We start from the raw sequence: 26,679 nt of genomic DNA, 5'->3' as shown, positions 1-26,679 counted from the left end.
CGGGCGGGTAAGGCGGTGGCCTCTAGCAGCGGGTTACGGGTCCGGCAAGCCCCTCATCTTGGCCCCGTCGCCATAAGCGTCGCATTACCACGAAAAGGGTTGGCTTGCTGGCCCGAGCGCCCACATAAGGCGCCAACACTGAAGATACTGGAGCAGCACTTGGCTACCCTTGGAATGAGCGCCGCCGAACGCGAGGCCGTGGAGGCTTTCCGCCGCGACGTGGTCGAGCCGTCGCAGACGAGCCTCGTGATCATCGATTTCTGGGCCGAATGGTGCGGGCCGTGCAAGGCGTTGACCCCGATCCTGGAGAAGGTCGCCGCCGATTATGCCGATAAGGGCGTGGTGCTGGCCAAAGTCGATACCGACAAGAATCAGTTCATCGCCGCGCAGTTCCAGATCAAGTCGATCCCGACCGTCTATGCGATGTTCCAGGGTCAGCTGGTCGCCGACCTGACCCCGGCACGGACCGAATCGCAGCTGCGCGTGATGCTCGACCAGCTGCTCAAGCAGATTCCCGTGCAAAGCGAAGCCGCGTCGCTCGAGGCCGAGCTCGAACCGCTGATCGCGATGGGCGAGCAGGTGCTGGCCGAAGGCGATGGCGAGCGCGCACTCTCCGTGTTCGACCAGTTGAGCGAGATGGCGCCCGATCATCCCGCCATCCTGTCGGGCCGGCTGCGCGCTTTGGTCGCAGCGAATCGGGTCGATGAGGCCGATGCGGCGATTGCCGCTTTGCCCGCCGAGATGGCGAAGCTGCCCGAGATCGAGCGCGCCAAATCGGCGCTGGCGCTGGCGCGTGACGCCAAGCCGGTGGACGATCTCGCCGGACTGGCGGCGGAAGTCGCGGCCAACCCCGAGAATCACGACAAGCGATTCGAGCTTGCCGGTGGTCAGATGGCGGCGGGCGACCGCGATGCGGCGGCCGATTCGCTGCTCACGATCATCGCCGCCGAGCGCGATTGGAACGAGGGCGCGGCACGCACGCAATTACTCAAGCTGTTCGACGTGGTCGGCCTTGAGGACCCCTGGGTTTCGGCGCAGCGGCGACGATTGTCCGCGATACTGTTCGGATGAGCATCCCGCCGCGAAACACGCGCCTGTCCGTCTTTCCCTTGGCGGGCGCGCTGCTGTTTCCGGGGATGCATCTGCCGCTGCACATCTTCGAGCCGCGGTACCGCGCGATGATCTCCGATTCGATGGCGCGCGACCGGCGTATCGGCATGATCCAGCCTCGGCCTCATATGGGTGCCAACTTAGGCGCGCAGCACGAGCCGCCGGCGCTGTTCGATATAGGCTGTGTCGGCAAGATCGCCGAGTTCGAAGCGATCGAGGACGGGCGTTACAATCTCGTGCTCGAAGGCCTGTCACTGTTCCGCATCGTGCGCGAACTCGACGTCACGACGGCGTTCCGCCAGGTCGAGGCCGAGTTGCTGCCGGTCGCCGCCGAGGCCGAGATCCTCTCGCTGTCGCGGCGTTCGTCGCTTGAAATGGAATCGCGCCGCTTTGCCGATGCGCAAGGCTATGCGGTCGACTGGGAAGCGGTGACGCGGCTTGACGACGAGGCCCTGGTCAATGGCATCGCCCAAATCGCGCCGTTCGACGTCGCCGCGAAACAAGCGTTGCTTGAGGCGGAGGGGATCGAAGATCGCGCCGAGCTGATCATCCAGTTGATGCAATTCTTCGGCCGGCACGACGGCGAGGAATCGGTGACGCTGCAGTGAAGGACGCTGCTGCGAGCGACCTGAGCGGTCGCTGGGACGGCATCTTCAATTATCCGGGCGGGCACGGATCGAACACGTTCGTGGCGGTACTGCACGATCGCGGCGGACTCCTGACCGGCGAAACATCCGAACCCAGCGATGAATGGAGCGACCATGACACTACGCTGATCGCGTGGCTGGAAGGCCAGCACGATGGCGCGAGCGTTACTTTTGTGAAGGCCTATGATGACCCGAACAGGGCGGATTACACCGTGTCCTATCGCGGATCGGTCAGCCCGGACGGCAACGAGATCAACGGCATCTGGGACATACCGGGCATCTGGTCGGGCACGTTCATCATGATCCGCCCTTCGGGCAAGGCGGAAACCGTCGAACTCGAAGTGGCCGAGCCCGTCGCCTAGACCATCAATCCCTGCAGCAATTTCGGCACTTCGCCGCTTTCGCCGCGTGCTTCGGCCATGAAGCGATCCTTGAGCGGCGGCATTTTCTGCACCGCCGACAGGCCGAAGCGGCGCACCGCGTTGGCGGTCTTGCCGGGGATGCCGAACAGGCGAGTGAGGCCGTCGGTGGCGATCGACACCATCAGCGTGTCGAGGCTGCGCCAGCGCTGGTAACGCGCGAGCAGCGCCGGATCGCCGAGATCGAGACCGATCCTTTTGCCCTCGACCAGCACCTCGACCAAAGTCGCCACGTCGCGAAAGCCGACATTGACGCCCTGGCCAGCGATCGGATGGATGCCGTGCGCGGCGTCGCCGACCAGCGCGAGCCGGTCCGAGACGATCTGCGCGGCGTGGTGGAAACCGAGCGGGTAGCTCGAGCGCCCGCCGAGCGGCCCGAGTCTGCCGAGAAAGCCGCCCATCTTCTTTTCCGCCTCGGCAAGGAAACCGCGGTCGGACAATTTCATCATGCCGGGCGCTTCGTGACGCTTGACCGACCAGACGATCGCCGAGCGATGGCCCTTGGCATCGTCGTTGAGCGGCAGGATCGCGAACGGCCCTTGCGGATAGAAGATTTCGAATGCGACATTCTCATGCGACCGTTCGTGATGCAGCGACGTGACGATCGCGGCGTGGTCATAAGTCCAGCGCGCGACCCTGATCCCGGCGGCATCGCGCGTCGGCGAATTGCGCCCTTCGGCGGCGATCAGCAACGGTGCGGTGATCGTCGCGCCCGAATCGAGCTGAACAGTGACGCCATGAGGCCCACGATCGACAGCCACCGCACGGGTCTTCATACGCAGATCGACGCCCGGCGCGGCCTGGGCGGCCGCATATAATGCGCCGCGCAACAGGCGGTTCTCGAACATATGGCCGAGCGCCCTGTTATCTGCATTGGCGTCATCACCGGGCTCGAAATCGAGCGCGCCGGGTTCGAGCCCATCGCTGACCCGGATGCCCTGGATCGGGCAACCCTGCCCGACCAGCCGGTCGACCACGCCGATCGCGCTGAGCATCCGGTACGGCGCACTGGCAATCGCGGAAGCGCGCCCGTCGAACCCCGCCGCAAGGATCACATCGGGATCGGCAATATCGACGACGATTGACGTCAGTCCATGCGTGTCGAGCGCCACGGCAAGCGCGCTGCCCACCAGCCCGCCGCCTAAGATGATCACATCGGCTTTTTCCATCCGCGCTGTGTAACGCCCTCTCCCTGCGCTGCCAATGCGCGTCTCCGGGCGATCGCGTGAACGAGCGCCATCACGCCCGGTGTTCAACCGTTCAAAACCCTATACGGTTTGAACGGTTGAACATTGAACACCCCTCGTCGAGCCGCCAGGGGTGACGCTGATTCAAGTGATCCGCGACTCCTGTCAGCGTTCGGACAGCGTCGGCCATTGCGTCAGCCAGACTCGGATTCAGCGGATCGGGGTAATGCGGGCGGCTGTCTTCTTCATATCAAGGCGCAAGGCCAAAGGCCTCTTGATCAAGACTCTTTTCCGATTGTCTTCGCCGGGGAAGTGGCAAGGCCAGGTCAGGACTAGGGCCGATCGACATTCACGGGTCTCCCGTCGGCTTTCTGGGCGCGTTGCCAGTCCCCAAGCCGTCACCCCGGACTGGTTCCGGGGTTCACCGTGCCGCACGCTCCGCACGTCGAGGCGCTTGCTGTCGAAGCCGCCGGGTGGACCCCGGCACAAGGCCGGGGTGACGTATAGGGTGAGGAAAGCACGCGCCAACGGCTGAATGTCGATTGACCCTAATGCGATCTGCCATCCAGTGCCGCTGACCGGTCATCCCCGCATCTCTACGCGAAGCATCTTGGCTTATCGACACGCGCGAGATGTGACTGTCGACCCAGCCTGATGCGGCGTCGCGGCCGAACGCAACATATCCGCTGGGTCCATCGCGCTATCGAAAGGCGTGGTGGGTCGATGACGGCGTTCAGTGTTCAATGTTCAACCGCTCAAAATGTATAGCAGATTGAACGGTTGAACATTGAACACCGCACCCGATCAGAGTGCGACGGCTCACAGGCCCATATCCAAATGTCGTTCACCCGATGCCTGACCCGACACCCTTGGCTTGACGCCAAATGCTTGACGGGGGAGTCGACAAGCGCGATCATAACGGAACAGACAGCGGACAGACGAGGACGAAACATGGCGAGCCGGGCGCAGCCACCGCTTTGGCGCGAGACGATGAAGGCGGGAGCCGTGCGCAGCAGCGCCTTGCTCAGCGCAATCGCCTTGTTCACGCTGACCATCCTGATGGTGATCGCGCTGGCCAGCTATCATTCTGGCGATCCCTCGCTGAGCACTGCGTCGGGCACCCCGGCGGAAAATTGGCTCGGCCTGCCCGGCTCGTGGTTCGCCGATCTGGCGTTCACCCTGTTCGGTCCATTCCCGACGATCATGTTGCTGCCGATCGCCCCGATCATGGCGTCACGTCTATGGCGCGGCCATCCCACCATTCGCTGGGTCAGGATGCTGGTCGGCGCGGTGATCGGCGTGGTGCTGATCGGCACGGCATTGTCCTTCATATGGTCCAGCGCGATCCCGAAATTGCCCGCCGGTGTCGGGGGGATATTCGGGCTCATCCTGGCCGACCTGCTGCGCTGGGGCGTGGATTTCATCGGTGATCCGACTGCGATCATGTGGACCGGACGCGGCGTCGGGCTGCTGACCGGCATCATCGGTATCGTCGTCTATGTGCGGTCGATGCTCATCGGCCTGGAGCGCGAATGGCAACAGCTTCTCCCGTTCCACGCCGATCTGAGCATTCCCGATCAGCAGGTGCTGGCGCCCGAATCGCCGCGCGCCGCGGCACGCAAGCCGGAGCCGCGCCCGGTCGCCAAACCCGATTCGCGGCCCGGCCCGGTGATCGCCGAACGATCGCTCGCGCCCTCGATCGCCAAACCGAAGACCAAACAGGCTTCGTTCGACCTGGGCGACAATTCGCAATTGCCGCCACTCGACTTGCTCAAGCCCGCGCCACCGGCGCCGGGCGGGCCGGTCGACAAGGCCGCGCTGGAGCGCAATGCCCGGTTGCTCGAATCGGTGCTCGACGATTTCCACGTCAAGGGATCGATCATCAATATCCGCCCCGGCCCGGTGGTGACGATGTACGAGCTGGAACCGGCATCGGGAATCAAGGCGAGCCGGGTGATCCAGCTCGCCGACGATATCGCGCGCAACATGTCGGCGATTTCCGCGCGCGTCGCGACCATTCCCGGCCGCACCGTGATCGGTATCGAATTGCCCAACGCGCGGCGTGAGACCGTCGGACTGCACGAATTAATCGGCTCGCAGAGCTTCGAGGACCAGTCCGCTTCGCTGCCGCTGGTGCTGGGCAAGAACATCGCCGGCGATCCGGTGATCGCCGATCTCGCGCCGATGCCGCATCTGCTCGTCGCCGGCACCACCGGCTCGGGCAAGTCGGTCGGTCTCAACTGCATGATCCTGTCGCTGCTCTATCGCTTGCGGCCCGACCAGTGCCGGATGATCATGATCGATCCCAAGATGCTCGAATTGAGCATGTACGAGGATATTCCGCATCTGCTCTCCCCCGTCGTCACCGACCCGGCCAAGGCGGTGCGCGCGCTGAAATGGGCGGTCGAGCAGATGGAAGATCGCTACCGGCAAATGTCGTCGGTCGGCGTGCGCAGCCTCGCCAGCTTCAACGAGAAGGTCCGCGCCGCCCGTGCCAAGGGCCAGCCGCTCGGCCGCCGCGTGCAGACCGGTTACGACCCCGACACGCGCCAGCCGGTCTATGAGGAGGAGACGCTCGACTTCCAGCCGCTACCGCAGATCGTGGTGATCGTCGACGAGCTTGCCGACCTGATGATGACCGCGGGCAAGGAAGTCGAATTCCTCATTCAACGGCTCGCGCAAAAGGCCCGCGCGGCCGGCATCCATCTGATCATGGCGACGCAGCGTCCGTCGGTCGACGTCATCACCGGCGTGATCAAGGCGAACCTGCCGACGCGGATCAGCTTCCACGTCACGTCGAAGATCGATTCGCGTACCATCCTGGGCGAACAGGGCGCCGAACAACTGCTCGGTAAGGGCGATATGCTTTATATGCCTGGCGGCAAGGGCGTGGTCCGCGTCCACGGGCCGTTCGTGTCCGACGACGAGGTTCGCGCGGTCGCCGATCACTGGCGCGCCCAGGGCCGGCCCGATTATATCCAGTCGGTCACCGAGGAACCGGAGGATGGCTTCGCGCTGGACGGCGCACCGACCGGCGAGGATTCGGCCGAGGATCAGCAATATCGCTCCGCCATCCAGCTCGTCGTCGAGAGCCAGAAGGCGTCGACCTCCTGGCTGCAGCGTCAGCTGCGCATCGGTTACAATTCGGCCGCGCGGCTGATCGAACGAATGGAGAAGGACGGCATCGTGTCGCGACCCGACCATGTCGGCCGCCGCGACGTGTTGCGCGACCGCGACGGGAACCCGTTATAGATCAAACGGTTCAGAGCGGGTTCAAGCCGGGGCCGCCACTGCATGCGGCCTGTATCGGGAGAGTTTCGTGAATTTCCGTTTATTATCCGCGCTTGCCGCGGTGCCCGTCCTTATTGCCGCCGCGCCGGCTTCCGCCCCAGGCCAACTCGGCCAGGTCCAGCAGCATCTGCAATCGGTGCAGAGCATGACCGCCAACTTCACCCAGACCGACCGGGTCGGCAAAGTGCTGACCGGGGTGGTGACGCTCAAGAAACCGGGCAAGATCCGCTTCCAATATGAAAAAGGCGTCCCGATCCTGATCGTCGGCGACGGCAAGGCACTGACCTTTATCGATTATTCGGTGCGTCAGGTGCAACGCTGGCCGATCGGCAATTCGCCGCTGTCGGTCCTGCTTAACCCCGATCGCGACATGACGCGTTTCGCCAAGGTGATCCCCGGCGCCGATCCGCGGATCATTTCGGTCGAGGCGAACGATCCCAAGCATCCCGAATATGGCCGCATCACTTTGGTCTTCGTGCGCAACGCATCCGCGCCGGGCGGATTGATGCTGCAGGGCTGGGTCGCGCTCGATAGCCAGAACAACCGAACGACCATCCGGTTGACCAATCAGCGCTTCAATGCGGCAATCAGCGACGGAGCGTTCCGCTGGAACGATCCACGGAGAAATTCCGGGCCGCGATAGGGTTTCATTCATATTGGCGACAGGTTTGAGACACTAATACGACCCTCGCGGATGAGGGGCAGTTCGGGATTTTCCCCCTGTTGCTCGAATAAGGTCCCCATCCTGCCTGCGTGACGAACGCTAGGTCGGCCCTCGCTCCATGCCCCCGGAGCGGGGGCCTTTCCTTTTTTGGGGCGAACCTGTCTCAGTCCCGGATCGCCCTGTGGCGCAGCGCACTGGCGCTCGCGTGACGGCATGGCTACATCGCCGGGATGTCGGACACGCTCAAAATCGTTTCATGGAACATCAATTCGGTGCGGTTTCGTATCGAGATCGTCGAACAATTCCTGCGCGAGGTCGCGCCTGACATATTGTGCCTGCAGGAAACCAAGGTGATCGACGGGGACTTTCCTGCCGCGCCGTTCCGCGCGCTGGGTTACGACCATATCTTTCTGCACGGGCAGAAGATGCATCACGGTGTCGCGATCATCAGCCGTGTACCGCTGATCGAGGACGACCGCTTCGACTGGCAGGCCAATCTGGAGGCGCGGCATATCGGCGTCAGGCTGCCGAACGGCTTGCGCGTCGAAAATGTCTATGTGCCCGCCGGCGGCGATATTCCCAATCGCGAGGTGAATCCCAAATTCGGTCAGAAGCTCGATTTTGTCGAGCGCATGACGCGCTGGTCGGAAGGGCTGAACGTGCCGACGTTGCTGGTCGGCGATTTCAATATCGCACCGCTCGAATGCGATGTGTGGAGCCACAAGCAATTGCTCGACGTGGTCAGCCACACGCCGATCGAGGTCGCTGCGCTCGACGGATTAAAAGCCTCGAACGACTGGGTCGATCTCGGGCGGCATTTCCACCCCGATCCGGCGCGCCTGTTCACCTGGTGGAGCTATCGCGCCAAGGACTGGCAATTGTCGGATCGCGGGCGGCGGCTCGACCATATGTGGGCGACCGCCGATGTCGCCGGGACGGCGATCGGGCACACCGTGTTCGAGGATTGCCGCAACTGGCTCAAACCCTCGGACCATGTTCCGATCATGACCGAATTCGCGCTGTGAACGATAAGGGGAGCGGCGCGGCGGGAGATGGGCGGGCAGCGGCGCGCGCGATCGATTCGCTGCGGCGCGGCTGGCCGATCGCCATCGCCGGCACCGACGGCACATTGGCGCTGCTGCCGATCGAGACCGCCGATCCGGTGCGACTCGCGGCATTCGACCCGGACGAGGTCGCACCGGTCCTGCTGTCGGCAGGGCGCGCGGCGACGCTCAAGCTGGCCAACCAGCTCGAGGCGGCCGTGCCCGACGCGCCGGTGCTGGTCGAACGCACACCCTGGCTCGATTTCGCCACCGCGACGGCGCTGGCCGATCCGCAATTCGACCTGCAGACGCCGATGAAGGGTCCGTTCCGCGCCATTCCACTTGAAGCGCGCACGGCGGCAACGGCGGCGCTGCGTCTCGCCCGGATCAGCGGGATGCTGCCAGCGTTCTTCGTCGTCCCCGGCGGCACCGCCGACCAGGTGATCGCCGTCGCAGATATCGACGCGCATGAGGATTCGGCGCGCCTGACCATCGCGACGCGCGCGCGGCTGCCGGTATCGGGCGCGGAGGATGCCGAGATCGTCGCGTTTCGCACGCCGGAGGCGCCGGGCGAGCATATCGCCCTGCTGATCGGCGCACCCAATGGCCAGCCGCCGCTGGTAAGGCTGCACAGCGAATGCCTGACCGGCGATGTGCTCGGCAGCCTGAAATGCGATTGCGGGCCACAGCTGGACGCCGCGATCGCCGCGATCGCCGCGAGTGGCTGGGGCATCCTGCTTTACTTGCGCCAGGAGGGCCGCGGGATCGGCCTGATCAACAAGCTGCGCGCCTATGCGCTGCAGGACCAGGGTTTCGATACGGTCGATGCCAACACACGGCTTGGCTTTGCGGTCGATGCGCGCGATTTCTCGGTCGCGGCGCGGATGCTAGCACTGCTTGGCCAGCGCTCGGTACGGTTGTTGACCAACAACCCGCAAAAGGTCGCACAGCTCGAAACCGCTGGTATCAACGTGGTCGAGCGTGTCCCCCATTTCCTGCCGACCAACCCGCACAACGAACGCTATCTCGCGACCAAGCGCGACCGCACCGGGCATGAATTCTAGGCGCGATTGGTTTCCCGCCAGCTTAGCTGAGCAGCGCGGCGATCTCGTCAAAGGTCGTTGCGATGTCATGCACGCCAATTGCGCGCAGCCGGTCGCCATGGTCGGGCGCGCAGTGGCTGCCGCCGACGAATCCGATCACCTGCGCGCCTGAAGCGACCGCGCCGGTCGCGCCGACCGGTGAATCCTCGATGATCGCTGCGCGCGCAATGTCGATGCCGAGCGCCGCCGCCACGTAGAGATAGAGATCGGGCGCGGGTTTGCCACGCGCGACATGCTCGCGGCCGCTGAAGATCATCGATCCGAAGCGGGCGCGCAAACCGATATGGTCGAGATGGCGCTCGATCCAGCGGCTCGAGCTCGACGAGGCAATGGCGATCGGCAGATCGCCGGGCAGATCGCGGACAAAGGCGATCGCACCAGCCACCGCATCGATGCCTTCGGCCATCACCCGCTCATCCTCAGCCTTGCGCGCGGTGTGGAAATCGTCAGGTACGACGCGGCCGATCCAGCGCTCGACCGCAGCGATGAAGTCACCGCCGGCCAGCCCCATGAAATTGGCCATCGACTCCTCGGTCGTGGTCGGATGGCCGATTCCGGTGAGATAGGTGGCGATCTGGCGGTTGCCGACCAGCTCGCTTTCGATCAGCACACCATCGAAGTCGAAGATGATCCCATCGACTTTCATGCCCGAACACCGAACAATGCGGTGCCGACCCGGACATGGGTCGCGCCGATCGTCACGGCGGTCTCGAAATCGCTCGACATGCCCATGCTGAGGCCGCCCAGGTCCCCGATCAGACCATTGTCGCGCGCGATCTTCGCGAGCAGTGCGAAATAGGGCGCGGCTTCGACATCGGCGGGCGGGATTGCCATCAGGCCAACGACCGGCAGATTCGCCATCCGCGCCTCGGTGAGCAGCGCGGGCAGATCGGCGATCGCGCAGCCGCCCTTCTGGTCTTCGTCGCCGATATTGACCTGGATAAAACAGGATGGGCGGCGGTCCGCCTTGTCCATTGCCTTGGCGAGCGCGGTGATCAGCGAGGACCGGTCGACCGAATGGATCGCATCGAACAATGCGACGGCTTCGTCCGCCTTGTTCGACTGAAGCTGGCCGATCAGGTGAAGGATCACATCGGGCGCTGTTTCGCGAAGCGCGGGCCATTTGTCTTGGGCTTCCTGTACCCGATTCTCGCCAAAGTCGCGCTGGCCGGCGGCAAGCAACGGCATGATCGCTTCCGCGTCCTGCGTTTTGGAGACGGCAATCAGCGTCACATCACTCGCCTTGCGCTGTGCCAGAACGGCAGCGCGGGCGATCGATTCTTTGACGGTGGCGAGGCGAGTGGCGGGATCGTGTGGCGGCATCGGCGCTGCTATAGGCAGCACCGTGTCCGCTCGCCACCCCAACCGACCGAAACATGTGCCGTCCGTCTGGCTGATGACCGACGAGCGCATGGGCGACGCGTTATGGCCAGCGATCGCGGCGCTGCCGCGCGGTGCGGGGATCGTTTTTCGGCACTTCGGCACGCCCCTGTCCGAGCGCCACGCGCTGTTTGCGCGGATCTTGCGGATCGCGCGGCGCAGGCGGCTGACTCTGATTCGCGCCGGCCGGGAACGGATGGTGGGCGAAATGGGCATTCACGGCCCGGGATCGGTCCGAAGTGCCGGTATCAGAACCTGGCCGGCACATTCGCGACGTGAAGCGATCGCCGGAATTCGCGCCGACGCTGACCTCTTGTTCGTTTCGCCGGTCTTTCCGACCAGGACTCACCCGGGCGAGCCGTCGCTCGGCCCGATACGCGCCGCGTTGATGGTGCGGGGGCTACAGATAAAGACGATCGCGCTCGGCGGCATGAGCGCGTCACGCGCACGATCAACGAAGCTTTTGGGCTTTTATGGCTGGGCGGCAATCGATGCCTGGCAGCAGGCGCGCCGAAAGGATCAGAAGCGGAAAGCGGTTCCGATATAGACGGCCTGGCTTTCGCGGCGTTCGTCGGCGAGACGCGGCAAGCGCTCGGCTTCCGACTTGTAGCGCACGCCCGCGGTCACATCGAGGTTGCGAGTGAGCGAATAGGAGCCGCCCACATCGAGCGCATAGGCCGGAGCCTCTTCGACCAGCTTGGGCGAATTGGCCAGCGGTCGATCGGCGACCGCCTTCACTCGGCCGCTAAACTTGCGTCCGGTATAGCTGATCCCGAGATCGACGCTTTCACGGCTGCCGGGCAGTGCGGCGAGATCAACCCGTGCGAGATCGCCCGACAAGGCGAAGCGCTTCCAGCCGACCGAGACGCCAAGATTATAGGCGATCGGCGTCAGGCTGACCGACGAGGCGACGGGCGCGGCAATCGTCCGTTCGGCGTCGATCGCGCTGCGCGTCGAACGGGCACGGACCGCGACAGTCACTGCGCGATTGACGTTGCGACGTGTTTCGGACGGTGTGAAGCGGAAGCCGGTGGTATCAAGGCCACCGCGCGCGAACACCGCCGCAAGCCGCGGATCGGCCGATGCCGGCGTGAAGGTGCCGACGCTGCGAACCGCGACCGGCCGCTTGTCGATGCGGCTGGAGACCTCCGAAGCACCGAGCGCAGGCGCGACAGCGAGGCCGGCGGCGACCAGCGCCCCCACAGCAACCCCGACAATCGTGCGACCAACGATCACGTGCAACCCCACTCCCGGCGAGAATCCGCGCCAAGTTTCATAACGCGCCTATCACGATTCCGGCGCGAGTCACTACCGTTCAGAGTCGCTTTATTGGTAAGTGTTGCAAACCGCCCACAGGGGCACGCGAATAGCGCTGTTGCCCGCCCATGCTTGCGGCGGGCGCGAGACCATCTATAGATGCACGCTCGTGTTCAAATTACGCCCAGGAAACCGCCAATGATCCGCCGTCCGGCCCCCGCGCTTCTGGCTTTGCTCGCCGTCGCCCCCGCCCTTGCGCTCGGTGCATGCGGCCATGGCAAGGATCGCCCCCAGGCCGATCTCGCCGCGTCGAAGATCACCACCATCGGCGTGAACAGCTATTTGTGGCGTGCCAGCCTCGACACGCTGAGCTTCATGCCGCTGCTGCAGACCGATTCGAACGGCGGCGTGATCGTGACCGACTGGTACATCAACCCGTCGGCGCCGACCGAGCGGGTCAAGGTAACCGTGACGATCCTCGACCAGGATCTGCGCGCCGATGGCCTCCGCGTCGCGGCACTTCGCGAAGTCAATCAGAATGGCCAATGGATTGCAGCGCCGGTCAAGGCGGCGACAGTCCAGAAGCTGGAAGATGCCATTTTGACGCGCGCCCGCGATCTGCGCCGCGCGTCTCTCGCTGGATAAGGTAATTACTTAATGGCCTCGCGCTTCAACGCGCTGAAGGCGGACGCGGCATGGCAGGCGGTGTGGGACGAACGCCGCACCTTCGCCGCGCGCGACGATTCAGCGAAGCCCCGTTCCTACGTGCTCGAAATGTTTCCCTACCCCTCGGGGCGGATCCATATGGGCCATGTCCGCAACTATACGATGGGCGACGTTCTCGCGCGCTATCGCCGGATGATCGGACATGAAGTGCTCCACCCGATGGGGTGGGACGCGTTCGGCATGCCGGCCGAAAATGCCGCAATGGAAAAGGGCGTCCATCCGGGCGGCTGGACCCGCGCCAATATCGCGACGATGAAGGCGCAGTTGAAGCGGCTTGGCTTCGCGCTCGACTGGACGCGCGAGCTGGCGACGTGCGAGCCCGATTATTACGGGCATGAACAGGCCTTGTTCCTCGACCTGTTCGCGCACGACCTGGTCTATCGCAAGGAATCGGCGGTCAATTGGGACCCGGTCGACATGACCGTGCTGGCCAATGAACAGGTTATCGACGGACGCGGCTGGCGTTCCGGCGCGCTGGTCGAACGGCGCAAGCTAAGCCAGTGGTTTCTCAAGATCACTGATTTCGCCGACGAACTGATCGACGGGCTCGGCGCGCTCGAGCATTGGCCCGACAAGGTCAAGCTAATGCAGGAGAACTGGATCGGCCGCAGCCAGGGGCTGACCTTCAACTTCGCGCTCGGCGACGGACAAAAGGTCGAGGTCTTCACGACCCGGCCGGATACGATCTTCGGCGCGAGCTTCGTCGCGGTCGCGGCGGACCATCCGATCGCGCGAGCGGCAGCTGAGACGAACCCGGCAGCGGCAGAGTTCATCGAACTGTGCAAGCGCGGCGGGACCACCGCGGCGGAACTGGAGACACAGGAGAAGCTCGGCTTCGACACCGGGCTTCGGGCAACACATCCCTTTGATTCGGCTTGGCAATTGCCGGTCTATATCGCCAATTTCGTGCTCATGGACTATGGCTCGGGCGCCGTGTTCGGCGTGCCGGCGCATGACCAGCGCGATCTCGATTTCGCGCGCAAATACGATCTGCCGGTGCGGCGCGTGGTCTCCGACGGCGATGTCGAGGATTCGGTGTTCGCGGACAACGAAGCCTATACCGGACCCGGCACGCTGGTGAATTCGCATTTCCTCGACGGTATGGATGTCGAGGATGCCAAGCGCACCGTGATCCGTCGCGCGGAAGATGACGGCTGGGGCAAGGGATCGACCGTATTCCGGCTGCGCGACTGGGGCGTATCGCGCCAGCGTTACTGGGGCACGCCGATCCCGATCATTCATTGCGACGTGTGCGGCGCAGTGCCGGTGCCGCGCGAGCAATTGCCGGTGGTGCTGCCCGAGGATGTCAGCTTCGACATCCCCGGCAATCCGCTAGACCGCCATCCGACCTGGAAACATGTCGATTGCCCGAGCTGTGGTGGCGCAGCGCGGCGCGAGACCGACACGCTCGACACATTCGTCGATTCATCCTGGTATTTCATACGCTTTGCCAGCCAGCCCAAGGACAAGCCGTTCGATCGCGAAGTGGCCGAGAAATGGCTGCCCGTCGGCCAGTATATCGGCGGGGTCGAACATGCGATCCTGCATCTTCTCTATGCGCGCTTCTGGACGCGCGCGTTGAAGCATATCGGGCGGCTCGATGTGGCCGAGCCGTTCGCCGGCCTGTTCACGCAGGGCATGGTGACGCACGAAACCTATAGCCGAATCGTGCAAGAGGTCGGCACCGACGGGGTCGATACGATCAGCAAGCCGCTGTGGCTGTCGCCCGACGATATCGAGCGGCGCGATAACGGCGTGTTCGAGACGGCGACCGGCGAACCGGTCATGATCGGTCGCGTCGAGAAGATGTCAAAGTCGAAGAAGAACACGGTCGATCCCGAACCGATCGTCGATCAGTACGGCGCGGACGCGGTGCGCTGGTTCATGCTTTCGGATTCCCCGCCGGAACGCGACCTGCCGTGGAGCGAGGCCGGAATCGAGGGCTCATGGCGCTTTACGCAGCGGCTGTGGCGGCTGTTCGACGGTCTTGAAACGGCCGAGGGCAGCGATGTGGCGATCGACCGCAAGCTGCACCAGACGATCGCCGGGATCGCAATCGATATCGAGGCGCTGGCCTTCAACAAGGCGGTCGCCAAGCTATACGAGCTGGTCAATGCGATCGAACGCGCCACCCCGTCCGCCTCGCGCACCAGCGCGATTCGTACGCTGATGCTGCTCGTCGCGCCGATGGCGCCGCATCTTGCCGAGGAAGCCTGGGCTGTGGCCGGCGGAGAAGGCCTGATCGCCGATGCCGCCTGGCCCGAGGTCGATCCGGCGCTGCTGGTCGAGGATGAAGTGACCATCGCGGTGCAGGTCAACGGCAAGCTGCGCGATACGCTGACCATGCCCAAGGGCAGTCCACGCGAGACGGTGGAGCCAATCGCGCTGGCCAATGCCAATGTTCAACGCATTCTTGAGGGCGGAACACCGAAAAAGATCATCTATGTGCCCGATCGTCTGATAAACATCGTCGCATGAAGCGCATCGCCAGCCTTGCCGCCCTTGTCCTGAGCGCCCTTTGCGTATCGGGCTGCGGCTTGCGTCCGCTATACGCCGGCGGTGGATCTGGCGTGGTTGCGACGACATTGACGCGGATCGAGGTCGCCCCGATCGAGGGCAAGGCTGGCTGGTTGATGACCGGGGCATTGAATTCTCGCTTGTCGGCCGGTGGCGCCACGCCACTTTACCGGCTCGAGGTGCGGCTCGATGACAAGATCACCGGCCTTGGCGTACGCCGCGACGATAGTGTCGCGCGTGAACAGCGCAAGCTTCGGGCACGCTATCAACTGATTGATCTCGCCAACGGCGCGGTCCTGCTCGACGCCACGGCGGGCTCCGATGCCGGTATCGATGTGGTCGGCTCCGAATATGCCACGATCGCAGCCGAGAATACCGCGCTCGAACGGCTGTCCGACATCGTCGCCGACCAGATCGTGTCGCGCGTCGCGCTTTACGCCCAGCGGACGCAAGCGCCCAAGGCCCCATGAAAGCGGCCTGGTGAAGGCGAACGCCAACCAGTTACGTGGGGCGATCGACGCCGTCAGTCCGGATATCCGGCTTTACCTGTTCCACGGCCCGGACGAGGCGGGCGCGCAGGAATGGGCGGTGCGGCTTGCCCGCGCCATGGGACCTGACGCCGAACGAGTCGATCTCGAACCCTCGGCGCTGAAATCAAATCCCGGCCGGCTCGGCGATGAAGCCGCATCGCTGTCGCTGTTCGGCGGTGCGCGGCATATCCGCATTGCGGGCGCGGGCGAGGAATCGCTTGAGGCATTCACCTTGCTGCTCGATGGCGAACGCGCCGGGAACCCGGTGGTCGCGATCGCACCATCGCTCAAATCATCGGCCAAGGTGGTCAAACTCGCCCTCGCCTCGCCACGCGCAATGGCGTTCGCCTGCTATGTGCCCGAGGGCGCGGACGCCGAGAAGCTAGCGGTGGCGATCGCGCGCGAACAGGGACTGCGGACCACTGGCGACACCGCGATGCGGCTGGCCAATGCCAGTGGCGGCGACCGGTCTGTGATGACCCGCGAGCTTGAAAAGCTCGCCCTTTACCTCGACGCCGCGCCCGATCGCCCGCGCGAGATCGACGACGCCGCGCTCGACGCAATCGGCGCCGACCTGGGCGACGCCGAAATGAGTCGCGCGATCGATGCCGCGATCGACGGGCGGCCCGATACGCTTGGCACCGAGCTGGCGCGGCTCGACGAAGCGGGTGTCTCGCCGATTCCGGTGCTGCGTCAGCTCGCGCGGCGGCTCATGACCCTGGCCGAGTTGCGCGCGCAGGTCGATGCCGGTGCCGGCGTCGCGCAAGTGTCCGAGAGTGTCTTTTTTCGCGAAAAAGCAATTACCGCCCGCGCTTTGCGGCATTGGAAGAGCGACCGGCTCGCGGCCGCGATCGACCGAATACGGCTAGCCGAACGCGGCATGATGGGATCGGCGAGCGCCGGGCAAGTGCTCGCCCAGTCAGCGATCCTGGCGGTCGCTAGAATGGCGGCGCGGCAGCGCTAGGGCATCAAGCGTTATATCAAATGCGTGGCTACGGTTCCGGTCATGCGCGAGGGTTTGCGCTCACAGCCCTGCGGCAATCCTGTTTCAACACTAAGAAAAGCGAGCCGGCATAGTTCTACCAGGAGATGCCATGCCGAATCTGTGTGCTGGCTGAATCGCCACCGGCGCCCTGGCTGTGGGGAAACAGTGGGAGATATGGGACACCGGTGGTGTCATATCTTCCTACCGTCGCGCTGTGGGAAGTTTATATAATATCGTTATATATCATGCGCTAAGCCGACAAAGGCATTTGGGCACCGCCGGGTCGTGGCTCGCGGCAATTTGGGCTCTCGAGCGTTGCCCGCAGGCGATGGGCCCCCTCCGCGCCATCCTCTCGATATGGATTCCTCCAAGCGATTTCCACTCAGGCAGGAACGGATCGGATTTTACGCTCGATTTCTAGATGCGCTCGCCGCTGAGCCGCTGACAGACCATGTCGAGCTGGTCGAGCGTCGAATAGCTCAGCGTCAGCGTGCCACCCTTGGGGCTATGCGCAATGCGCACCGACAGGCCGAGCAAATCTCCCAGTTGATGTTCAAGCGCCGCCAGATCGGCATCGCGTCCCCCATCCCCGCCACGACGCGCGCGTTGTGTTTCGGGCTTAGCCGCGCGCACTAGGCGCTCCGTTTCGCGTACCGATAGTCCCTCGGCGATCACCTGATCGACCAGGCTTTCGATATCCTCGGCACCGATCAACGCGCGGGCATGGCCCATGGTCAGGTCACCCGTGACCACGCGTTCTTGCACCGGTTGAGGCAAATCGAGCAGCCGCAGCAAATTGGCGATGTGACTGCGCGATTTGTGGACCAGCTTGCCCAACGCATCCTGGGTGTGGCCGAAATCGTCGATCAAACGGTGATATGCCTCGGCTTCTTCGATCGCGTTGAGATCCTGGCGCTGGATATTCTCGACAAGCGCAACTTCGAGAGTTTCAGCATCGTCAAAATCCCGAACGATTACAGGGACTTCATGCAATCTCGCGCGCTGTGCCGCGCGCCACCGGCGCTCTCCGGCGACAATCTGATACCCCTTGCCGTGGGGCCGAACGACGATTGGCTGGATTAAACCGCGCATCGCGATCGATGTGGCAAGCTCTTCAAGCGCGGCTTCGTCGAAATGCCGCCGCGGCTGGCCTGGATGAGGGCTGAGCGATCCGACCGGCAAGGTGCGGATACCGGGCGATCTGGAACTGCCCTCGGCAACTGGTTCTTCGCGCGCGACATCACCGAGCAGAGCGTTGAGGCCGCGCCCCAATCCAGCGCGGGGTTTGATACGATTTGCGGGGGTCGGTTCCTGATCGGTCATGCGGCCTTAACGCTGTTGGGGACGGCGGATGCGGTTTTGGGAAGACGGACGATCAGCTCGCGGGCCAGCGCCATATACGCCTCCGACCCGGAGCAGCGATAATCGTAAATCAGGGCCGGCACGCCGTGGCTCGGTGCTTCGGACAGGCGCACGTTGCGCGGGATGACCGTTTCGAACACGACTCGGCCGAGTACGGCACGAACATCCGCCGAAACCTGATCGGTCAGCCGGTTGCGACGATCATACATGGTCAGCGCAACGCCGAGAATCGACAGGCCGGGGTTAAAACGCTCGCGGATCCGCTCGACCGTGCCAAGTAGCTGGCTAAGCCCCTCAAGTGCGAAAAACTCACATTGAAGCGGCACGAGTAGCGAATTGGCCGCGACCATGGCGTTTAGCGTCAATAGTCCCAGCGATGGCGGACAATCGATCAGCACAACGTCCCAGCGGCTGTCACATCGACCCAGTGCACGACTAAGGCGGTGAGTACGCTCTTCATATTCGACAAGTTCAATCTCCGCACCGGAGAGGTCAGCGGTAGCCGGTACGATGTCGAGCTTGGGGACGCATGTGGGCATGGCCGCTTCGGCAACCGGCATTTCTCCGAGCAGAATATCGTAGGTCGATTTGTCGCGATCAGCTCGATTGATACCGAGGCCGGTCGAGGCATTGCCCTGCGGGTCCAGATCAATGATCAGCACCTGCTTTCCGGTCGCCGCGAGGGCGGTGCCGAGATTGATCGCGGTCGTCGTCTTGCCGACTCCGCCCTTCTGGTTCGCGACCGCAATGACATTCATCGGCGAGACACCTTATTGGCGATTACGATGAGCGAATTCGGATCGGTAATGCTGTGTTCCACGTGAAACATACCATGCCATGTCTGCCGGGCCTGCGCTACCTCTTCGCGCGCGCGCAGGCCCTTTGGCAATAACCAACGTGTATTTTGCGTGCCGGCATGAGACGCCGAAGCCAGCAAAGCCCCCACCGGCGCGACTGCTCTGGCAGAAATGACAGCAGCTGAACTGCGGACCGCCTCCACCTTTGAAGCAACGACCGTGACCCGATTGGCGATTTCGAGTGCCCCGGCTGATACCTTAAGGAAATCAGCTCTGCGTCGACGCGGCTCAACCAGCGTCATGGGGCGGTTTTGCAATATCGCTACGACAAGGCCCGGAAACCCCGCGCCCGTACCGATATCAAGCCAATCTCCTTCAACATCATCAGCGAGTTTAATGAGTTGCGCTGAATCAACGATATGACGCGCCCATATACCTTCCAGCGTCGATGCGGATATCAGATTCTGGTTTACCGATTCAGCCCGTACGAGATCGGCGAACTGTGCCAGCCGTGCATGAGCCACAACACCGAAGTGCTCGATCACCCATTGCTGAGCTTCGTATTCGGTCATGCCGCTCGCCGCCGCACATAGAGCAGGATCGCCGTGAGCGCCGCCGGAGTGATTCCCCTGATCCGTCCCGCCGCACCCAGCGTAGCAGGAGCCGCTGCCGCCAACCTCTCGACCATTTCATTGGACAGGCCGGGGATCGAAGCAAAATCAACATCGCCCGGAAGAGCGATCGCATCATTGCCCTGCAATCGTGCAATGTCATTGGCCTGGCGAGCTATATATGGCGCATAACGCGCGTCCTCCACCGCTTCGGCGATCAGCGTCGCATCGTATTGCCGGGTCAAATCCGGCGCGACATGCGCGATATCCACACCCGCAAGGCGCAGCCAATCGGCGCCGCGCTGCGCAGGTCCTTCAGCACCAATACCGCCACGTTCGACAATTTCGACAGAGGCAACACGCTGCTCCAGTGCTTCGGCGATATTGGTCAACGCCTTGCGTCGCGCTGCCAACCGACCCCGTCGCACTTTCCCGAGGCAACCAGCGCTCTCTGCAATGTCCCCCAATCGGGTTTCGGCATTGTCTGCGCGTAGCCGCAGGCGATACTCGGCACGTGCGGTGAGCATGCGATAGGGCTCAGTGATCCCCTGCAGGACAAGGTCGTCAATCATGACGCCGAGATAGCTGCTCGCCCGATCGAGGACGACTGGTTTCATATCGAGCGCTCGCGCGGCAGCGTTCAAGCCGGCAACCAGCCCCTGCCCTGCGGCTTCCTCATATCCCGTCGTCCCATTGATCTGACCGGCGCAAAACAGGCCAGGCATATTTCGAACTTCCAGAGTCGGCGCGAGTGCACGGGGATCGATATGGTCATATTCCACCGCATAGCCCGGCACCATGATGCTCGTCTGCTCGAGCCCTGGAATCGATGCGATCATCGCGGCCTGGACGTCGGTGGGCAGCGAAGTCGAAATGCCATTGGGATAGATGGCGAAGTCATCGAGCCCTTCGGGTTCGAGAAAAATCTGATGCCCATCGCGGTCGCCGAAACGATGGATCTTGTCTTCGATCGACGGACAATAGCGCGGCCCCGCGCCAGCAATCGCGCCGCCGAAGAGCGGCGAACGATCGAGCGATGCGCGGATGATGCCATGGGTGCGCGCGGTTGTGCGGGTGATCGCGCAAAACAGCTGCGGCAAGGGGCGCCCGTGCGACAGCGGCGACATGGTCCATAATTCTATGTCGCTGGGCTGTTCGACAAGCGCAGACCAGTCGATCGTACGCCCGTCGAGCCGGGGCGGTGTGCCCGTCTTTAATCGCGCCATGGGAAGCTTGGCGTCGCGGAGCTGAACCGCGAGGCGCGTCGCTGCCGCTTCGCCCACTCTTCCGCCGGTGAGCCGTTCTTCGCCGCGGAACATACGCCCGCCAAGAAACGTGCCCGTCGCCAGGATGACCGAGCGTGCTGCAAGGGTCCGACCGTCTGCCAGGATAAGACCGTTTACGTCCCGCGCATCATCGAAGGACAATGCCGCGGCTTCCCCCTCGACGATTGTTAGATTGTCCTGGTCGCGCAGCATCTGCTGAATCGCGGCCGCATAAAGTCGCCGGTCGGCTTGCACTCGCGGCCCTTGCACCGCACTACCTTTGCTGCGGTTGAGCATACGATAATGGATGCCCGCCGCGTCGGTGGCACGCGCGATCAACCCGTCAAACGCATCGACTTCTCGAACAAGATGCCCCTTGCCCAACCCGCCAATCGCCGGATTGCACGACATGGCACCAATTTTTGAGGTATCGAAGCTGATCAGCGCGGTGCGCGCGCCACAGCGCGCCGCAGCCGCAGCCGCTTCAGTGCCGGCATGGCCGCCGCCAATAACGATAACGTCGAACTCGCTCATGGTCTGTGCGCTAGGTTGCGATGCCCCTCATGTCAAAACTGTTCCACGTGGAACGTCATTTGCCGATGCAAAATTGGCTGAACAAGGTGTCTAGCATTGCCTCGGTATCGCTGTGCCCGGTAACGCGATCAAGCGCTGCCAAACCGAGTCGGAGGTTTTCGGCAGTGATCAACATGTCGGACGCTAGCGCCGCCTCAGCAACCGATGCGGCGCATTGCCTGATCAGATCATGCTGGCGGCGATTAAGAACCACGTCATCAAAACGCGGTAATAGGCCAGCAGCGCGCGCTCCGATCAGGCGCCACAGATCAGCGACGCCATCCCCGGTCGCCGCAGCAACGGCAACCAACGGCCCTTCCGGTAAATCTCTTCGACCGGCCACATCGGCGCGCGCATGAATCCAGAGATACCCCGCCATTGGCGGCGGATCATCACCGAGCCACAATACGATGTCGGCAGCCCGCATCGCCGCTTCGGCGCGTTCCATCCCGATCGCTTCGATCGAATCCAGTGTTTCGCCAGCCAGACCCGCCGTATCGATCAATAGGTAGGCGATGCCGCCCTGGCTAACCGATACCTCGATCCGGTCACGCGTCGTCCCGGCGATAGGCGATACGATCGACACATCACGATCCGCCAGCACGTTGATCAGCGTTGACTTGCCGCTATTGGGCGGCCCTGCCAGCACGACGCGAATGCCATCCCGCAGCCTCTCAACCGGCGGGTTTGCCAGTATCGCTGTGATATTATCTGCGATAGCCCGTGCGGTCTGCCTAATCGCAGCGTCGCCCTCCGGCGCGACATCATCCTCATCTGCGAAATCGAGCTGCGCTTCTACGCGAGCGGCGAGTGCAAGCAATTGCCTGGACCAATGCTCAATGCGACGGCGTACACCGCCGTCCGCAGCGGCGATCGCGGCGCGCCGCTGAGTCTCGGTTTCGGCGGAAAGAAGATCGCCCAGGCCCTCCGCTTCCGTCAGGTCAATCCGCCCCGCCATCAGCGCGCGGCGCGTGAACTCCCCTGGCTCAGCGCGCCTCAGATCGGTCAAGGCTTCAAGCGCGCGTTCAACCGCGACGACCACGGCGCGGCCGCCATGAAGATGCAACTCGACGATATCCTCACCGGTCGCGCTTGTCGGGCCCGGAAAAGTCAAAAGCAAGGCGTGATCCAACAGGTCTCCGTCTGCCGCGCGCAATCTGCGCAATGTCGCCAAACGTGGGGGCGGCAAATCGCCCGCCAGAGCCTTTGCAGCGGCGAAAGCGGCCGGCCCGCTGATGCGCAATATCGCAATGGCAGCCGGCGGCGGCCCACTCGACACCGCGAAGATCGTATCATCGGTCAATGGCGGGGAATCAACCGCTGGACTTGGTCGATGATTCGAACATCTTGCGCCAAAGATTCATGCCGGCGTCACCCATCGGCGCCCAACTCTTCATCACATTCTCCAGCATGTCGGGCGCGACCACGCCGTCCATCGAATCCGTCAGCATCGCGATATATTTTTCATGAACTGGCGTGAAATCGGGCAAGCCCATGACCCGGCGCGCCTCTTCAGGGGTGCAGTCCACCTCGACATTGATCTTCATCCGCGTCTCTCCGCTTGAGCGTGCACCGTGCGCTCGGCATAGTGTTCTTCATGTATGCGCAAGACTTTGCCCTGATCGCAACGCCCATCGGCATGGTGCGGGTTTGCGGCGGCGAGGCAAGCATCGATGCGATCTTGATCGAGCAGTCCGGCGTTATGCCAATCAGGGGCAAAGCGGCCGCCGTGATCAACACGATAAACCAATTAGAACAATGGTTTGTGGGCGAGAGAAATGTATTTTTCCCTTCCGTTTACGTCAGCGGGAACGCCTCGAGGAAAGATATTGCGTGACGCAATGGTCGCGATCCCGTTCGGTGGCACGACCAGCTATGGCATGCTGTCGCGATCCATCGGCCCGGCCTGTGCGCGCAAGCCCTTTCCAATCGTGGTGCCCTGTCACCGTGTCCTCAATGCCGACGGAGCGCTCGGTGCTTATTCGGCAGGTGATGGGCCCGCGACCAAACAATGGCTGCTCGATCATGAACGCCGCTACTCTGAAAGGACGCTGTTATGACCGCAACGATCAGCATCGAAACGCTCGACCATGGGGGCAGCTTCAGCGCCTATGTCGCTGAGCCTGCAGGCAAGCCTCGCGCCGCGATCGTCGTTATCCAGGAGATTTTCGGCGTGAACGCGGGCATCCGCCGCAAATGCGATCGACTGGCCGAGGCCGGTTATCTCGCCATCGCTCCCGACCTGTTCTGGCGGATCGCGCCGGGTATTGAGCTGGATCCCGACACCAAGCCGGAATTCGAACGTGGCCTGGGTCTGTTCGGTGAATTCGACCAGCAACTTGGCGTCACCGATATAGAAGCGGCGATCCGCGCGGCGCGCATTTTGGTCGATGGCGGCAAGGTCGGTGCGGTCGGTTATTGCCTGGGCGGCCGCCTCGCCTTCATGACCGCGACGCGCACCGACGTGGACGCCAGCATCGGTTATTACGGCGTCGGCATCGATGGCCTGCTCGGCGAGAAACACGCGATCGCCCGTCCGGTGCTGCTGCACATTCCGCAGGAGGACCATTTTGTCGACAAGGCGGCCCAGGCGCGCATGCACGAGGGATTGGACGATCATCCCAAGGTCACGCTGTACGACTATCCCGGCGAGGATCACGGCTTCGCGACCGAAGTTGGCGAACGCCGCTCAGCCATCGCCGCCGATCTTGCGGACAGCCGTAGCGCGGCATTTTTTGCCGAAAATCTCGGCTAGATGCAACTTTAACCAACCGCGAAAATATCGCGGTTGGTCATCATCTTAGCTGGCAACGGTGTTGATGAAGGGCTGCACATCGTACCAGCCTTCGAAGATCATCTTGCCCGCGACATACAGGATGATGACCAGGCCGACCCAGGCGATCCAGCGATAACGCTCAATATATTTGGCGATCACATTGGCGGCGATGCCCATCAGCGCAACCGACAGGATCAGCCCGATCACCATGATACCCGGATGCTCGCGCGCTGCGCCGGCCACGGCGAGGACATTGTCGAGGCTCATCGACACATCGGCGACCGCGACCGCCCAGGCAGCCGAAATGAAGCTCTTGGCCGGCCTGATCCCGCTATGCTCGTCGCCGTCCACCTCGGCAGACCCGCCAGGGGCGCCGCGCGGGCGCAGTTCGCGGTACATCTTCCAGGCGACCCAGAGCAGCAACAGGCCGCCGCCAAGCACCAAACCATAATGTTTGAAGCTCTCCAGCCCGTAGAGCACGGCCACCGCAAACACGATGCGCAGCAGCAATGCGGCGAGAATGCCGATCGCGATTACCTTTTTGCGCTGATCCGCCGGCAATCCCGCAGCGAGTGCGCCGACGATGATCGCATTATCCCCGGCCAGGGCGACATCGAGCAGAACGACAGTCGCAAACGCGGTCATTGCGGAAGCGGTACCGATATTGGCGAAATCGCTAACGATGTGATCCCACAACCAGCTGAGCGACATGGGTTCAACCATAGGGACAGCGGCAGACAATAGGGCGATGACGCTCAAGGAATCGACTCCGCAAATGGATCTTGGGCAAACAGGTCTTGGGCGAAATATGTGATGGTCGGCATCGGCTTATAGAAGCCATGCAGCAGTGCGCGCCACTGCGCATATCGATCCGAGCTGCGGAATCCATCACGATGCGCGGCAATATCGGTCCAGCCGACAACCAGCAGATATAGATCTGCCTGTTCGGACGCGGGGCGAACCTCAATCGAGATGAACCCCGGCGATGCCGCGATCAACGGTCGCGCCGCCAGGATCGCTTCCTCGAACGCCGCGCCCTGCCCCGGTCTGACCTGCAGCAGCGCGTGTTCGAGGATCATGCTACTGGTTCATCGAATCGAAGAAATCTTCGTTGGTCTTCGAATTCTTCATCTTGTCGAGCAGGAATTCCATCGCGTCGATCGTGCCCATCTGCATGAGGATGCGGCGCAATACCCACATCTTCGACAGCTTGCCCTGATCGACCAGCAGCTCTTCCTTACGCGTGCCGGACTTGCCGACATCGAGCGCCGGGAAGATACGCTTGTCGGCGACCTTGCGATCGAGCACGATTTCCGAGTTACCGGTGCCCTTGAATTCCTCGAAGATCACTTCGTCCATGCGGCTGCCGGTATCGATCAGCGCGGTGGCGATGATCGAGAGCGAGCCACCCTCCTCGATGTTGCGCGCGGCACCGAAAAAGCGCTTCGGGCGCTGCAGCGCGTTCGCGTCGACACCGCCGGTCAACACCTTGCCCGATGACGGCACGACAGTGTTGTAAGCACGGCCAAGACGCGTGATCGAATCGAGCAGGATGACAACATCCTTCTTGTGCTCGACCAAGCGCTTGGCCTTTTCAATAACCATTTCAGCGACTTGAACGTGGCGCTGCGCCGGTTCGTCGAAGGTCGAGGAAATCACCTCGCCCTTCACCGAACGCTGCATGTCGGTCACTTCCTCGGGGCGTTCGTCTATCAGCAGGACGATCAGGAACACCTCGGGGTGATTGTCGGTGATCGCCTTGGCCATGTTCTGCAACAACACGGTCTTGCCGACGCGCGGCGGCGCAACGATCAGCGCGCGCTGGCCCTTGCCCTGCGGCGACACGATATCGATGACCCGCGCCGACTTGTCCTTGATCGTCGGATCCTGCGGATCGAGCGTCAGCTTCTCGTCGGGATAAAGCGGAGTGAGGTTGTCGAAATTGACGCGGTGACGGACCGCATCGGGATCGTCGAAATTGACCGCGGTCAGTTTGACCAGCGCGAAATAGCGTTCGCCGTCCTTGGGCCCGCGGATTTCGCCTTCGACCGTATCGCCGGTGCGCAGGCCGAACTTACGGACCTGATTGGGCGAGATATAGATATCATCCGGTCCAGCGAGGTAATTCGCCTCCGGCGAGCGCAGAAAACCGAAACCGTCAGGCAGCACTTCGATCGTGCCAAGCCCCATGATCTGTTCGCCATTTTCGGCCTGGACCTTGAGGATCGCGAACATCAGATCCTGCTTACGCAGCGTCGATGCCCCCTCGATGCCAAGGCCCTCGGCCATTTCGACCAGTTCAGCGGGTTTTTTGTTCTTGAGGTCTTTGAGATGCATTTGGGGCGTCCGGCGTCACGGGGCTGGTCGGGGAGCGTCGGTCTGCAAAGAATATGCGACGATGCTGGAGAAGATACCGGCACGGCAGGAGCGCGTGTC

General features: G+C 63.0%; 28 protein-coding genes. 15 read left to right on the top strand and 13 right to left on the bottom strand.

The genetic code is table 11. The features are described from left to right. Positions 1-159 precede the first annotated feature (159 nt). From G4G27_RS19275 to G4G27_RS19265, 3 genes are read left to right on the top strand one after another with little or no spacing between them, the layout of a single operon-like run. Positions 160-1,071 (top strand): tetratricopeptide repeat protein, encoded by a 912-nt coding sequence (locus G4G27_RS19275; RefSeq protein WP_183110131.1) that lies wholly within the window; start codon positions 160-162, stop codon positions 1,069-1,071. Further along, positions 1,068-1,718 (top strand): LON peptidase substrate-binding domain-containing protein, encoded by a 651-nt coding sequence (locus G4G27_RS19270; protein ID WP_183110130.1) that lies wholly within the window; start codon positions 1,068-1,070, stop codon positions 1,716-1,718. The genes G4G27_RS19275 and G4G27_RS19270 overlap by 4 nt, the downstream gene beginning before the upstream one ends. Beyond that, entirely contained in the window at positions 1,715-2,119 is a 405-nt protein-coding gene (locus G4G27_RS19265; RefSeq protein WP_183110129.1) for a hypothetical protein, read from the top strand. Before G4G27_RS19270 ends, G4G27_RS19265 begins: the two co-directional genes overlap by 4 nt. On the opposite strand, the gene G4G27_RS19260 is transcribed toward G4G27_RS19265, so the two are convergent. After that, the gene (locus G4G27_RS19260; RefSeq protein ID WP_183110128.1) at positions 2,116-3,345 is read right to left on the bottom strand and encodes a UbiH/UbiF/VisC/COQ6 family ubiquinone biosynthesis hydroxylase; all 1,230 of its coding nucleotides are present in this window, start codon (positions 3,343-3,345) and stop codon (positions 2,116-2,118) included. The two genes, G4G27_RS19265 and G4G27_RS19260, sit on opposite strands and share 4 nt — an antisense overlap. Positions 3,346-4,314: 969 nt before the next feature. On the opposite strand from G4G27_RS19260, the gene G4G27_RS19255 reads away from it, so the two are divergent. The 4 genes from G4G27_RS19255 to ribA all read left to right on the top strand — a co-directional run bounded on the left by G4G27_RS19255 (position 4,315) and on the right by ribA (position 9,425). Beyond that, positions 4,315-6,615, top strand: a complete 2,301-nt coding sequence (locus G4G27_RS19255; protein ID WP_183110127.1) for a DNA translocase FtsK — start codon at positions 4,315-4,317, stop codon at positions 6,613-6,615. 67 nt (positions 6,616-6,682) lie between these two features. Next, positions 6,683-7,297, top strand: a complete 615-nt coding sequence (locus G4G27_RS19250; RefSeq protein WP_244624421.1) for an outer membrane lipoprotein carrier protein LolA — start codon at positions 6,683-6,685, stop codon at positions 7,295-7,297. A gap of 251 nt (positions 7,298-7,548) precedes the next feature. Next, positions 7,549-8,343, top strand: coding sequence for an exodeoxyribonuclease III (locus tag G4G27_RS19245; RefSeq protein ID WP_183110125.1), 795 nt, complete (start codon positions 7,549-7,551; stop codon positions 8,341-8,343). Next, on the top strand, positions 8,340-9,425 hold the full coding sequence (gene ribA / locus G4G27_RS19240; protein WP_183110124.1) for a GTP cyclohydrolase II: 1,086 nt from the start codon (positions 8,340-8,342) through the stop codon (positions 9,423-9,425). The genes G4G27_RS19245 and ribA overlap by 4 nt, the downstream gene beginning before the upstream one ends. Positions 9,426-9,447: 22 nt before the next feature. On the opposite strand, the gene G4G27_RS19235 is transcribed toward ribA, so the two are convergent. Together G4G27_RS19235 and G4G27_RS19230 are read right to left on the bottom strand one after the other, a co-directional pair. Next, positions 9,448-10,110 (bottom strand): HAD family phosphatase, encoded by a 663-nt coding sequence (locus G4G27_RS19235; protein ID WP_183110123.1) that lies wholly within the window; start codon positions 10,108-10,110, stop codon positions 9,448-9,450. Beyond that, positions 10,107-10,787, bottom strand: coding sequence for a YggS family pyridoxal phosphate-dependent enzyme (locus tag G4G27_RS19230; protein WP_183110122.1), 681 nt, complete (start codon positions 10,785-10,787; stop codon positions 10,107-10,109). The genes G4G27_RS19235 and G4G27_RS19230 overlap by 4 nt, the downstream gene beginning before the upstream one ends. 22 nt (positions 10,788-10,809) lie before the next feature. On the opposite strand from G4G27_RS19230, the gene G4G27_RS19225 reads away from it, so the two are divergent. Then, on the top strand, positions 10,810-11,391 hold the full coding sequence (locus G4G27_RS19225) for a thiamine phosphate synthase (RefSeq protein WP_345940654.1): 582 nt from the start codon (positions 10,810-10,812) through the stop codon (positions 11,389-11,391). Here G4G27_RS19225 and G4G27_RS19220 read toward each other — a convergent pair. Then, positions 11,364-12,080 (bottom strand): hypothetical protein, encoded by a 717-nt coding sequence (locus tag G4G27_RS19220; protein WP_244624420.1) that lies wholly within the window; start codon positions 12,078-12,080, stop codon positions 11,364-11,366. The genes G4G27_RS19225 and G4G27_RS19220 overlap by 28 nt on opposite strands. A 219-nt stretch (positions 12,081-12,299) precedes the next feature. Here G4G27_RS19220 and G4G27_RS19215 point away from each other — a divergent pair, with 219 nt between their 5' ends. The 4 genes from G4G27_RS19215 to holA are packed head-to-tail and all read left to right on the top strand — an operon-like array spanning position 12,300 to position 16,838. Next, positions 12,300-12,746, top strand: coding sequence for a DUF3576 domain-containing protein (locus G4G27_RS19215; RefSeq protein WP_183110121.1), 447 nt, complete (start codon positions 12,300-12,302; stop codon positions 12,744-12,746). A gap of 12 nt (positions 12,747-12,758) precedes the next feature. Further along, entirely contained in the window at positions 12,759-15,305 is a 2,547-nt protein-coding gene (gene leuS, locus G4G27_RS19210) for a leucine--tRNA ligase (protein ID WP_183110120.1), read from the top strand. Then, positions 15,302-15,814 (top strand): LPS assembly lipoprotein LptE, encoded by a 513-nt coding sequence (lptE, locus tag G4G27_RS19205; RefSeq protein ID WP_183110119.1) that lies wholly within the window; start codon positions 15,302-15,304, stop codon positions 15,812-15,814. Before leuS ends, lptE begins: the two co-directional genes overlap by 4 nt. Positions 15,815-15,824: 10 nt before the next feature. Beyond that, entirely contained in the window at positions 15,825-16,838 is a 1,014-nt protein-coding gene (gene holA, locus G4G27_RS19200) for a DNA polymerase III subunit delta (protein ID WP_183110118.1), read from the top strand. Between the two features lie 438 nt (positions 16,839-17,276). Here holA and G4G27_RS19195 read toward each other — a convergent pair whose 3' ends face one another. The 6 genes from G4G27_RS19195 to G4G27_RS19170 are packed head-to-tail and all read right to left on the bottom strand — an operon-like array spanning position 17,277 to position 23,014. Beyond that, positions 17,277-18,182, bottom strand: coding sequence for a ParB/RepB/Spo0J family partition protein (locus G4G27_RS19195; protein WP_183110117.1), 906 nt, complete (start codon positions 18,180-18,182; stop codon positions 17,277-17,279). Beyond that, a complete protein-coding gene (locus tag G4G27_RS19190) occupies positions 18,179-18,979 on the bottom strand; it encodes a ParA family protein (protein ID WP_183110116.1) in 801 nt (266 codons plus the stop codon). The genes G4G27_RS19195 and G4G27_RS19190 overlap by 4 nt, the downstream gene beginning before the upstream one ends. Then, entirely contained in the window at positions 18,976-19,590 is a 615-nt protein-coding gene (rsmG, locus tag G4G27_RS19185; protein ID WP_183110115.1) for a 16S rRNA (guanine(527)-N(7))-methyltransferase RsmG, read from the bottom strand. Before rsmG ends, G4G27_RS19190 begins: the two co-directional genes overlap by 4 nt. Further along, on the bottom strand, positions 19,587-21,428 hold the full coding sequence (gene mnmG / locus G4G27_RS19180) for a tRNA uridine-5-carboxymethylaminomethyl(34) synthesis enzyme MnmG (protein ID WP_183110114.1): 1,842 nt from the start codon (positions 21,426-21,428) through the stop codon (positions 19,587-19,589). Before mnmG ends, rsmG begins: the two co-directional genes overlap by 4 nt. Before the next feature lie 55 nt (positions 21,429-21,483). After that, positions 21,484-22,770: a tRNA uridine-5-carboxymethylaminomethyl(34) synthesis GTPase MnmE gene (mnmE, locus tag G4G27_RS19175; RefSeq protein WP_183110113.1), complete on the bottom strand. Its 1,287-nt coding sequence runs from the start codon at positions 22,768-22,770 to the stop codon at positions 21,484-21,486. A 10-nt stretch (positions 22,771-22,780) separates the two neighbouring features. Continuing rightward, positions 22,781-23,014 (bottom strand): DUF6489 family protein, encoded by a 234-nt coding sequence (locus tag G4G27_RS19170; protein ID WP_183110112.1) that lies wholly within the window; start codon positions 23,012-23,014, stop codon positions 22,781-22,783. A 41-nt stretch (positions 23,015-23,055) separates the two neighbouring features. Here G4G27_RS19170 and G4G27_RS19165 point away from each other — a divergent pair, with 41 nt between their 5' ends. Genes G4G27_RS19165 through G4G27_RS19155 form a run of 3 tightly spaced genes read left to right on the top strand, consistent with a single transcriptional unit; the run spans position 23,056 to position 24,222 of the window. After that, complete coding sequence (locus G4G27_RS19165) at positions 23,056-23,304, top strand: hypothetical protein (protein ID WP_244624419.1); 249 nt, start codon at positions 23,056-23,058, stop codon at positions 23,302-23,304. Further along, positions 23,297-23,527, top strand: coding sequence for a methylated-DNA--[protein]-cysteine S-methyltransferase (locus G4G27_RS19160; RefSeq protein WP_244624418.1), 231 nt, complete (start codon positions 23,297-23,299; stop codon positions 23,525-23,527). The genes G4G27_RS19165 and G4G27_RS19160 overlap by 8 nt, the downstream gene beginning before the upstream one ends. Next, on the top strand, positions 23,524-24,222 hold the full coding sequence (locus G4G27_RS19155; RefSeq protein WP_183110109.1) for a dienelactone hydrolase family protein: 699 nt from the start codon (positions 23,524-23,526) through the stop codon (positions 24,220-24,222). The genes G4G27_RS19160 and G4G27_RS19155 overlap by 4 nt, the downstream gene beginning before the upstream one ends. Positions 24,223-24,267: 45 nt before the next feature. Here G4G27_RS19155 and G4G27_RS19150 read toward each other — a convergent pair whose 3' ends face one another. From G4G27_RS19150 to rho, 3 genes are read right to left on the bottom strand one after another with little or no spacing between them, the layout of a single operon-like run. After that, the gene (locus G4G27_RS19150; RefSeq protein ID WP_244624417.1) at positions 24,268-24,954 is read right to left on the bottom strand and encodes a YjbE family putative metal transport protein; all 687 of its coding nucleotides are present in this window, start codon (positions 24,952-24,954) and stop codon (positions 24,268-24,270) included. A gap of 44 nt (positions 24,955-24,998) precedes the next feature. Continuing rightward, complete coding sequence (locus G4G27_RS19145) at positions 24,999-25,322, bottom strand: antibiotic biosynthesis monooxygenase (protein WP_183110107.1); 324 nt, start codon at positions 25,320-25,322, stop codon at positions 24,999-25,001. 1 nt (position 25,323) lies between these two features. Next, positions 25,324-26,580 carry a transcription termination factor Rho gene (rho, locus tag G4G27_RS19140; protein ID WP_183110106.1) on the bottom strand — a complete coding sequence of 419 codons (1,257 nt, stop codon included), beginning with the start codon at positions 26,578-26,580 and terminating at the stop codon, positions 25,324-25,326. Positions 26,581-26,679: the final 99 nt, after the last annotated feature.

The organism is Sphingomonas sp. So64.6b (assembly GCF_014171475.1).
Taxonomy (GTDB): domain Bacteria; phylum Pseudomonadota; class Alphaproteobacteria; order Sphingomonadales; family Sphingomonadaceae; genus Sphingomonas; species Sphingomonas alpina_A.
This window is presented reverse-complemented; position numbering and strand designations above follow the sequence as displayed.